Annotated in this window: 1 pseudogene; it reads right to left on the bottom strand. The window is 45.3% G+C overall.

Annotated elements, in window-relative coordinates:
- Positions 1 to 451: 451 nt before the first annotated feature.
- Positions 452 to 11,761: pseudogene (locus PAEAM_RS23360) on the bottom strand (amino acid adenylation domain-containing protein); the annotation flags it as partial.
- Positions 11,762 to 11,766: the final 5 nt, after the last annotated feature.

Here is an 11,766-nt window from a genome sequence, read left to right as displayed (position 1 = left end):
TATAGAACAAAGGTAATGTTCCTGTACCGGGCTCCTGCAAGAGTGTACTAACATGTTTGGTGTGGAAGGTCTCTCTGCCATCTTGACCCTTGGATTGATGGATAAGCTGGAATAATTCATTAAATTGTTCCAACGAGCCGAAGTCCAGATCAAATACTTGAATATAGTCGGACTGCCCAATGGCTGCATGCACACTTATCCGATCACGGTTGGAGGCCTGTGCGAGAAGGTACGCAAAGCCGGCAAATAAAATATCATCCACCTCCACGTCCCACCTGCTGGCAGCATTCACCACACGATCATAGAGTTCTGCCGATAAGGCAAACTGCAACTCTTCTGTTTCGTTTGATGTTGAATCTCCTTCCACGAAATAATCCATGGACAAGGGAATGCGGGAGCGTGATACATGGATTACATCCATCTCGTCCAACTGATTCTCGATAAATGCGGTAATATCCGAAATAGTTGGCAAATTAAACATGTCGGTTATCTTCACAATTCCCGGATATTGGTCATCAAGTCTGGCATGTGCTTTGATCATCAGAACAGAATCGCCGCCGATCTCAAAGAAATGCTGATTCACACCAATGTGAGCATTGCCAAGTACTTCGCTCCATATCTGTACCAATAGTTTCTCAATATCATTGGCGGGAGCCTTGTATTGGACCTGAGCTGTGTGTAGAGCTGTTGGTTCAGGTAATGCATTACGATTGATTTTTCCATTTGCTGTTAGAGGGATGGCTTCCAACCGGATAAAGAATGAAGGCACCATGTACTCCGGCAATCTGGATATCAGAAACTCTCGCAGTTCAGCAATGGAAACTTCCTGATCAGAGACATAATAGGCACACAGATATTTTTTCTTTTGCTCGTTCTGCCTGTCCATTACATACACACGCTTCAAGGCGTGGTGTTGAATGAATATGGCTTCAATTTCACCAAGTTCCACGCGATGCCCCCTGATTTTGATCTGGTTGTCCTTTCTGCCCAAAAATTCAATGTATCCCTCTTTACGCATGACGCCATGGTCTCCCGTTCTATACAATCGACCAAGGAGCGGATGCTGAATGAATGCTTTCTCCGTTTTATCCAAGTCATTCACATATTGATTTGCAAGACCTACTCCGCCGATAAACATCTCACCTGGAACATCAACCGGACATGGACGCAGTTTATAATCGAGCACATGGAATGTTTGATTCGCCAACGGATACCCGTAAGGGATACTGTTCCACGCATCAGATATTGAATTAATAGGGTAATAAATGGACCAAATACTAGCCTCTGTTGCACCACCGAGACTCACAATGCTTGCATCAGGACACAGATTTCTGACTTTGCCCGGTAACGATAGAGGTATCCAGTCACCGCTGAGCAGTATAAGACGAAGACTGCTTTGATGGTTACCCTCGTTGGTGATGTTTACTGCTCTTTCTATATCAGAACTTTGGATATTTAACTTAGCCAGCGGAGCGGTCTGTGCACCCAGGACTGCTACGGAACGTTCCGGTAATAGGGATGGGTCAGCAGCCATTGAGTTTTCGCCATAGGATACCGATACGCTTGGACTTTGCCTGATATAATTTCTGCTGCTCCATTCTTCTGGAGAAGCCATTTCATCGTCTGGCTTCAATCCTGCTTCCACCGTATGAAGCCAGATCTGATTTTCATTTAAATTGAATAACGGTTTTATTTTCTCAAAAGGCATATCTCCAATCGAACACATTCCAATGCCCAACATCTCTCCAACACTGTTTAGTGTGGATACCATAATTCCGGTATCAATAAGGGAGTATAAATAACCTTGCGCGCCATATTTCGGCATGGTTGCTTCCGCGTTGTAAATGAAGAAAACAGTAAACGCTGAAGACTGATAAATGGACCTGTTTGTGTAATAGTGCATTTCATCAGTGAATGACTGATTGCCATGAATAAGGCGTACCGTGTAATCCACTGGACTAAAGTAGTACAAGCCCGCCTCCATTCCCGCAACTCTTCCTTCCTTCACATACACAAACACATCTATCGGATATAGCCCTCCCGCAGAAGGATAGTAATACCGAATTTCCTGTCCTTGATCATACTGACCCAGTACTCCCATCAGATCGGAGAACTGTTTCATCGTGACAGGCTGATCCTCCTTAAAGGAACGATGAGAACGTCGCTTGGAGATGAAATCAGGATATTCAACACCACGCTCCAGTGAGACCTCAAGTGTGGTGTTCTCACCGAAATTACGATGCAACTGTATTTTTTTAAATTCCTCGTATGCCTGTGCATCGTATGCCACCTTTTCGTCATACGGATTGCGGAATAACTGCGTCTGCTTCTTGAAAATTTCCGCTGGCTCCATAAGTCCGCTGACCAAAGCACGTTTGCGAATGAGCAGTTCCATGAGCGAATTCACTTCACTAACAGGTACATTCGGGAAGAAAGAAGCAATCTCGGATTGCCGAATCCCCTTTTGTGCCAAGAAATACAGTTCAGGGAACATACCAGTTGCATATGCAGGGCATTTGAACTCATCCACGTAGATATGCTTTCCATCCATTCGCCACAGCGTGGAGAATGACCAGTGGTACACCGATTCTACTGACTCTTTCTCCACAGCGAGTTGGGTTGACGTCTGAATCTCTTCATCACTTGCCCAACGGTAACTTCGTCCAGCATCGGATTCCAGTCGATCCATGAACATATCCATAATCGCTGGAACCGAATTCCAGATTGTAACCTGATGGCGATCAACGGCCTCTTTCATCATTCGGATATCTCTTTGGTCGGATATAATTACGAGAGCTGCACCCGAGGAAAGCGCACCGAACACGTCATATACGGATAAATCGAAACACATGGAAGATACGCCAAGCATGCGATCCTTCTCATGAACACCGAACTTTCTGTTCATATCCTGAATCGTATTCGTTACAGCCCCATGAGTAATGGCCACACCCTTCGGTCTACCCGTACTTCCCGAGGTATAGATTACATATGCAATGTCATCAGGTGTTCCAGATGGCTCACCTTCGAGTAGAGGATAACCTGAAGCCGAGACCTGATCATAGGCATCCACGTCCAATACAATTCGGCAATCACTATTCTTAAGCATGTAAGCTTGCCGATCTTCAGGATAATCCGGATCAAGTGGTACATATGCCGCACCAGTGCGAAGTATAGCCATTACATTTACAATGGTCTCCATACGGCGCCTTGCTACAACGCCAACTCGATTCCCTCGCCCGATCTCCTGTTCAAGTAAATATCCTGCCAGTTGACCGGATCTTCGGTCCAGCTCCGAATACGTCATCCGCTCATCCTCAAACAACAATGCATCCTGATCTGGATAATGTTTGGCCATACGGTCAAATAAATGTTGCAATGTTGTTGGCATAATATTTTCTTCTGATTGGTTATACCTTTCCAAAATGCTGCGATCGACTGAAGGAATGTCAGGCCCCGTAATCGTTTCTCCTACAATTAGGCCATCCAGCAGTGCAATATATTGCGCAAACATCGTTTCGACCACCTGTTGGTCAAACAAGTCATCCACGTAATCCCAGGTTAGCGTTAGCTGCCCTCCCGCATCCGAAGCCTGATGATCCAGATATACCTGCGATGTTTGGCTGACCCCAGTTCGAACCTTTCCAATCAGTCCCTGAGTTGCTTCAGATGTCTCACGTTCATTAAAGATCATACTTGTGAAGACAATTGGCATTACGGTCTTGTTCCCCATTTGATGATGCTTGGAGAGATCACGTATGAATTCGATGCCTTCATAATGCCTGTGCTCCAGCGCCTCCAGTATACTGTTCTGAACATGGCGTACATGACCCATAAAATCGTTCCCTGAAGTCATATCCACATCAATTAAAATCATGGAAGTAAAGTCCCCAATGATATCCTGTATGCTTGGGTGGAATGGATAACGATTGAAGACTGTCAGGTTCAGTGCAATCTTCTGTTGATTGCTCCAGTACGATAAGATCTGGGCATAGGCTGCACAGAGAAGCGATGAAGGTGTTAGCCCGTGTCCATTAGCAATTTTTTTCAATATCTCCCAACGCTGTGGTTCAAACACTTCATTGAGTCTCTTGAATTTTGGCTCGCTGATCTGTGCAGGATCTGTCTTCAATGGGAGTGCAGGTGCTGCTGGGAACTCCTCTACTCGGGCAAGCCAGTATTGTTTGTCAGCCAGGTACGTATTCGATTTACGGAATTCATTGTAAGCAAGAATATAATCGCGGAATGTAAATGGATTAGGCTCCGGATCAATCTCGGGATGATGATAGAATTTCAGTAGATCATTATTGAAGATCTGTATGCTTGCCCCATCAGCAATGAGCAGATCATATCCAAACAACAGCAGATGTGTATTTTCAGATATTTTTTTCGCACGTATCTCAAATAATGGCCATTGCTCCAATTCAAAAATATGATGAGACATGCGTTCTCTTTCGGCTATGATCACCCGTTCCATCTCATCAGGACTCAAACCACTGATATCTTCAATATCCATCCGGTATACCGGTACATGTGGCAGAATTCGTTGCTCTCCGGTAGGCAGGATAATTGCCCGTAACATAGGATGGTGTTCAATCAGCTTGATTAGTGCTTCATTGAAGCGCGTCATCTCCAGTTGAGTTTCGAATTCGAGGTACCCGTGTGTCGAAGTGCCTCCCATTTCAAAAGCCTGACTTCTTCCTGCGACATAAGCCATCTGTACCTCGGTCAGCGGGAATGGTCGGCCTTCAGGATCAGGGCATGGATCATGCTGCGGATAATGAATTGTTCCCACTGACTCTTCATTTTCCACAGAGCTCTCAAGCAAAGCCGCCAGTTCATAAATATCTCTCAGGGCCATAAATTCCTTGAAGCTGAGACGTTGATTGAATTCCTGCCCAATCCGATTCACCAGCTGCACCATTAGAATTGAATTGATCCCCATCTGGAAAAAGCTGTCGTGAGTTCCTACTCCATTCATACCAAATACCGATTCACAGAGTTCAATCAGCTTTTGCTCCGTTGGGCTTTCTGTTCCTGCAAGTGCACTGGACTGTTGTCCAAAGGTTGGTTCCGGCAACGCTTTCCGATCAATCTTTCCATTGGGTGTAAGTGGAAATTCAGGCAACTGGATTAAATGCTGAGGAACCATGTAATCCGGAAGTGCTTTTGCCAAAAGACGCTTCATCTCCAATTCGTCATAGCTGCGCTCCGCTGAGTAATAGGCTACTAGTACCTTTGTTCCTTGCATGTCCACTTTATCTATAACGACAGCCTGCTTCACGCTAGGAACTGTAGATAATCGGCTTTCAATTTCTCCAAGTTCAACCCGATAACCCCTGATTTTCACTTGAGAATCCCGTCTGCCAAGGAATTCAATGTACCCTTCTTTTCGCAAGACTCCAAAATCACCTGTGCGGTATAAACGTCCCAATTCCGGATGATTAAAAAATGCATTGTCGGTCCTCACCGGATCATTAAAGTATCCTTGAGCCAATCCTGCTCCACCGATACAGAGCTCACCAATGACATCGACTGGACTCAGGCAACCCGTGTAGTCAAGCGTATAGAATGTCTGATTTGCAAGTGGTCTTCCATACGGGATGCTCTTCCAATCAGACTTGACAGTATCAATGGGATAATAGATAGACCAAATGGATGCCTCTGTCGCACCTCCCAAGCTGATAACCTGTGCCGAAGGAAAACGCCCATGTACTTGCTCTGGCAATTTCTTTGGTATCCAGTCCCCACTGAGCAGGATGAGTCTTAATTGTTCATTGGTTTGATCGGTTACGTAATCTGCCATCAGTTGCATAATGGCTGGAACTGAATTCCAGATGGTTACTTTATGCTGTTGTATCGCGTCGTACATGTCATGAATATCACGCTGATCAGCAATGATCACAAGTGCTGCACCCGTCGCAAGTGCACCGAAAATATCATAGACTGACAGATCAAAGCACATTGAAGAGATACCAAGCATCCGATCTTGATCCGTCACTTGAAACTTCATATTGATATCCCGAATGGTATTCATTGCCGGGCCATGGGCAGTAGCTACCCCTTTTGGAGTTCCCGTGCTGCCAGACGTATAAATAATGTAGGCAAGATCGTCAGGTGCTGCGTTATTTTCCAGTGGCTCCACCGGCAATTTAGCCAATCCCTCAAACGTATAAAGTTCGGGTAATAACAGCATTTTGCAGTTACTATTTTGTAAAATGTATTGCTGACGATCTTCAGGATAATCGGGATCAACAGGCACGTATACCGCTCCTGCTTTGAGAATACCGATGGTATTCACAATTGTCTCCATACCACGTTTGGCCAACAACCCCACCCGGTCTCCCCGTGTTATTCCTTGTTGCATCAAGTAATGAGCGAGCTGATTGGAACATTCATCCAGCTGTTGATAAGTCAATTGCTGATTACCGTAAATCAATGCTGTCTGATAAGGAGTCTTGGTCGCCTGCTCCATAAAAGACCCATGCAGTGTAGATATAGGAAATGATTGTGCTGTTGCATTAAATGCATTCCAGATGGCATTATCCTGTTCAGACAAATCTGGTAAAAACTCGATATTCTCTTGCTCACACAGATGAGTAATTATCGCTATATAATCATCGAACATGGCGGAAAGTGTATCGGAATGAAAAAGATCCTGAATATAGTCCCAGTTAATGGTCAGTCTCCCGTCAGTCTCCATTACCTGATTATCAAGGTAGACTTGGGAGGTCTGACTGATACCCATTTTCAGATCTCCGATATGCTGCCAGCTTCCGATGGCATCCACAAATAATGTGCTGGTATATACAATCGGCATAATGGCGGAAGTACCCGCTTCTCGATGACGGGCCAGTTCTCGAATGAACTCCACGCCGTCATAATGGCGATGTTCCAACATATTGAGCATGCCACTCTGCACGTCTCTTGCTTGTTCCCAAAAAGGCTTGTTTTTTTGTTCGTTAATTTCGAGCAACATGATGGATGTAAAATCACCGATAATTTGATCGGTTTCTTCATGAAATGGAAAGCGGTTGAACGCCGCCAGATTGATGGCAAGTCGATCCTGATTGCTCCAACGGGCCAAAACTCGAGCAAAGGCAGTACATAGAAGCGCGGAAGGTGTTACATTTTTTTGCTGTGCCTTATGCTTTAATTGCTCCCACGGATCTTGTTCCAATATCCAGCTTAGCCGTGAAAATTGCGGTTTCTTGATATGTCTTGGCTCCTGCTTCAGCGGAAGTGCTGGAGCGGAAGGGAATGTATCCAACTGATCCATCCAGTACTTCTTGTCACGTGCGTACATCTCACCCTTTTTCAGTTCTCCGTATGCCATCATATAATCCTTGAACGAAAACTTGAGTGCAGGAAGTTCCTTTTCCGGCTCACGGCAATAATGCACCAGGTCCTCTCCAAGGATCTGGATACTCGCACTATCACAGATCAGCAGATCATAACCGAATAACAGGTAATGCCGTGTATCATCTATTTTAAAAGCTTTGAATTCAAACAGCGGCCATTGGCTCGGCTCAAACACATGATGGGACATTCGATCCCTTTCCACCTCAATGTGTTTCCACTTTTCCTGCTCATTCAGATGGCACACATCAACGATTTCCAGTTGATAGTCTGGTACCTGTGGCAATATTCGTTGTATGCCCTCAGGCAATATGACCGCTCGCAGCATTGGATGGCGCTGAATCACTTTTTGCAATGCAGTCTGGAAATGCGTCATGTTCAATTTGGTTTCCAATTCCAGATAATAGTGAGTGGATGTTCCACCCATCTCAAACCGCTCGTCTCGACCTAACAGATAAGCCATCTGTACTTCTGTCAAAGGGAAGTCCTCATACAGGGTTGCCGGTTCCGGCTCTTGCTGGGGATACTCGGATATCGCTCCAGTTTCCTTGAGTGCACCAATCAGATGAATTGCAAGCTTCGCCAGATTCATACCTTCAAAGAACGTGTGGTAGTTTAGGTGAACATGGTAGCGTACCCGTATTTCAGTAATAATGCGCATCATTGATATTGAATCAACGCCGAGTTCAAACAAGTTGTCGTATACATCTAACCCGGTAAACCCGAGAACATGTCCCACCAGTTGGGCAAGTTCCTTCTCCGTAGTTGTATATATACCGTTATCTCGTCCGTGCAGTTCAACCTTCTGCTCATATTCAGTTCTCGTCAGCTGGTTGTTATGATAATTCAAATGATTACGTTCCTGTTGAATTCGAGCTGTCATGGCTTCCGAAAATTGGATAACTCTTGACGACTCTAACAACGGTAGGAGTTCACTCGCATAATTGGGCTCACCGATCAACACTCGGCGTATACGACGGCTCAATACCATGTCAAAAGCACTGATCGCTTGATGAGTCGCTAACGTCTTGAATGCTGTATCCACATTCAGACCAAATCTGGCAGCCATCCCGGTTTCCTTCCAGGCAGGCCAGTTAATGGTTAGCGTTCGGCCCGACCCATTTGCACGGTAAGACGCAAAGCTATCCAGAAAACAGTTTGCAGCAACATAATCGCTCTGCCCCGGTTCTCCTAACATGGATATGCCAGAAGAAAACATAACGAAGAAATCGAGTGGTTCCTGCACTGTTACTTGATTCAGAACCCAGGTTCCCTGAACCTTCGGTCTCAGAACCTCTTGGAATGCAGTCTCTTCCTTACGGATAATCAAGCCATCATTGGCAACACCAGCGCTATTAATTACCCCATAGATTTGCCCATATTTTGTTCTCAACCTCTGCACAACATGAGTCATCTGCTCCAGATCGGAGATGTCTGCACTGATTAATTCAACACTTGATCCTCCAGCTTCAAGCTCCATAATGGTTTTCATTCGTTCAATCATTTCCATGGATATTATCTTTGGATCTTCTTCTTGAATAAGCTTGTCCCACACAGTGCGATCAGGCATCGCCGTACGACTGATTAGTGCCAGACGAATGCAGCGTTCATCAGCCAGATGCTTCGCGAACTGCAAGCCAATTCCGCCTGTTCCACCAGCAATAAGATATAAACCGTTCTCACGAATAGTTACTTCCTCATGACTGGCTTCCAGAATGTTAGCAATATCCAATTCTTCAACGTATGACTGATTATGGCGATACGCCACTTGGAAACGGTTATGGGAGCTATTCAATTCTGCATAGATCGTATCCGCATCGGTATCTGAATCCACATCAATGAATCGGCAGGATATTTCCGGATACTCCTGTTCAATGACTTTTGCGAATCCGTTAAGCGTTGCATTTTCCGGTCGTACCTGACTTTCATACCCCGTAACTGCATTCGCTAGGGAGGATATGAATTGAAGCTGAAGTCCCTCTGTCATATGATGATGTAGAATCGCACGGGTCAAGTAGAATGCACTCTGAATTCCACGGTCCTGGCTTAACTTCAATTGTTCCTCGCTTTGTAAATAATCATCTGAATCATTCTCTGCCAGAGTAAACCCGTGAATAATGCGGGTTAGCCCCTGACCCTTCATATCATCCAATAACTGAATGTAATCACTTTCATCACCACGAATCACATAGTGCGAATCATCATACTTTTCGTAACGATCCCCCCAGGCTACCTGGATGACTCGTACTTCGAGCTCACGCTCCAATCGGACCGTCAAGGCAGCACTGACTTGATCGTTTCCGCGGAAGAGAAGTACGGCGCCTTTCATTTTTGAGACGACAGAATCTCGAGATACGGGCGTGTATCGTTGCCATACAGCTTGATAAAACATGCCCTCTGCCTGTACCTTTTCCGATCTTCTGTTACGTTTTGGAATGTCGATCCAACATCTGTGCGTCTGAAATGCGTAAGATGGCAAACTGACCTTGAATACATTCTGATTCGCATAAAGCGCTTCCCAGTCAGCATCGCCCCCAGAGACATAGTATGAAGCAGCCTGATGTAACGCATTGATGTCTTGCTGCCCATTGTTCATGAATTCTCCAAGAGCTTGTCCCAGCGATACGCTCATCTCATGCCTGGATGAGAGCGACATTCTGAATTCCTGATCCGCTGCCTCCTCATCTTGAACCAGCTTGTGAAAACCGGTATAGATGTGCGAACCATGTGAAGTACCAAATAGCTGTTTTGAACGCTCCAACTGAGTAAGTTTCTGATGCAAATCGATGTTGCTGTTCATTATGATTGCTACCCGATATGGAAACTTTCCTCTTCCCGTGTTGGCGGTATAACACATATCTTGTAATGTTGGCAGTTCATTTTTTTCAAGAAAATAGATATACTTACTGATCATCTGACGTAGCGATTCCTCAGACTTGGCGGACAACGTCAGAATGGATGGACCTGTTACAGAAGTGTTCGCTTGATGCGCTGCAGTTGCCCGATCAGGTGCTTCCTCAAGTACGAGATGACAGTTGGTTCCCCCAATGCCAAAAGAGCTGATACCACACCGTCTTGGAGTTGTGCCATCCGTGTTCCACTCTCGTAGTGTAGTATTTACGTAAACGGGTGATCCACTGAAGTCAATCGCTCTATTTGGCTTTTCAAAGTTCAAGGTTGGAGGGAGTTTTTTATTTTTCAACGCCAGAATTGCCTTAATTAAGCCAGCAGTTCCAGCTGCTTCGTACAGATGACCGATATTGGTTTTAACCGAACCGATCGCACAAAATTGTTTCTTGGAAGTATATTTCTTAAACGCGTTCTGAATTCCCTTAATCTCAATGGGATCTCCCAATTCTGTCCCCGTACCATGCGGTTCGAAGTACGAGATCGTTTCGGGATCAATGTTACCGTCCTCCCACGCTTTTACAATCAACTCAGCCTGAGTGGATGGGTTTGGTACAGTCAATCCGCCAGAACTTCCATCCTGATTGACGGCCAAACCTTTAATTACCGCGTAGATCTGATCCCCATCACGCATTGCAGCGTCTAGTGGTTTCAGCAATAAAGCAGTGACTCCTTCGCCCATTCCCGCCCCATTTGCAGAATCATCAAATGTTTTGGTCCGGTAGTCTGGAGATTCCATCCCGATTTTCTCATTCTGATTCTCGCGTGTCATGAGATGAAGTTTCACACCGCCCGCGATTGCCATATCACATTCCTTGTTCCGGATAGCCTGGCATGCCATGGCGACAGCTACGAGTGAAGAGGAACACGCTGTATCAACAACAATACTGGGTCCCTTCAGATTCAGAAGATACGAGATTCGATTGGATAATATGGAAGCCAAATTTCCAACGATGGACAGTGCACTTGTCTGCATCGTTTCGGTAATATATCGCATATACATATCTTTGATATTGTTGGAAAAGCCTACATAGACACCTGTATTGGTGCCCGATAATTTATCGTTACCGTATCCTGCATCCTCCATGGCATCCCATGCCGTCTCCATAAACAAACGCTGATTAACATCCGTTAAACTGGCTTCTTTGGGAGGCAAACGAAAGAATTCATGGTCGAATTGGTCAATATTGTCCAGGTACGCCGCTTCGTAATATTGAATATCTCCCTCAGGAATATCCATATAAGAGAGAATAGCGTCCATATCCGATTTTCGTGTCTTGGGAATGGGACGTATGCAATCTACACCACTCTGGATATTATCCCAGTAGTCATCCAGTGTTTCCATATTGGGCAACTTGGCTGAAATACCGATGATGGCGATATCCTTGACGGGTTTCTTTTCCCCTTCTTTTAGCATTTTCACGATCTGAGCCGCCGTTGTTTTGTTCATCTTCTGGTCCTTGACACTCTCTACCAGGAGCTTCAGAATTTTCTCCACGCTTC

The sequence above is a fragment of the Paenibacillus sp. GM1FR genome (assembly GCF_002803315.1).
GTDB classification, from domain to species: Bacteria; Bacillota; Bacilli; order Paenibacillales; family Paenibacillaceae; genus Paenibacillus; species Paenibacillus amylolyticus.
This window is presented reverse-complemented; position numbering and strand designations above follow the sequence as displayed.